Annotated in this window: 1 protein-coding gene; it reads right to left on the bottom strand. The window is 65.6% G+C overall.

The features are described from left to right. Nucleotides 1-509 (bottom strand): KUP/HAK/KT family potassium transporter (locus tag ARC23_RS00690; protein WP_203226329.1); only part of this gene is annotated, 509 nt, incomplete at its 3' end. Between the last annotated feature and the right edge of the window lie 15 nt (nucleotides 510-524).

Here is a 524-nt window from a genome sequence, read left to right as displayed (position 1 = left end):
AACCAGACCGAGGTGATCGGGCCGAACGCCTTGCCGATCTTCTCGGTGCCAAAGCGCTGCGCGGCAAACACCATCAGCAGCACCACCACGGTAATCGGCACGATGAACGCATGCAGGCCGGGTGCGGCCACCTCCAGGCCTTCGACCGCGCCCAGCACCGAGATGGCCGGTGTGATCACGCCGTCGCCGAAGAACAGCGAAGCGCCGAAGATGCCCAGGATCCCCACCACGTACGCCGAGCGCGATCCGTTGCGCAGCGTGCGCTGGGTCAGCGCCATCAGCGCCATGATGCCGCCCTCGCCGTCGTTGTCGGCGCGCATGATGATGGTCACGTACTTCAGCGTGACCACGATGTTCAGTGCCCAGAACGCCAGCGACAGCACGCCCAGCACGGTGTCATGGTCGCTGTTGAGCCCGTAGTGCGGCGAGAACGCCTCCTTCAGGGTGTACAGCGGGCTGGTACCGATATCGCCGAAGACCACGCCGATCGCACCGATGATCAGCGCCATGCCTCCGGCCGGAGG

The sequence above is a fragment of the Stenotrophomonas beteli genome (genome assembly GCF_001431665.1).
GTDB lineage: Bacteria > Pseudomonadota > Gammaproteobacteria > Xanthomonadales > Xanthomonadaceae > Stenotrophomonas > Stenotrophomonas beteli.
The sequence above is the reverse complement of the archived record's forward strand: the minus strand, read 5'-3'. Positions and strand labels throughout refer to the sequence as shown.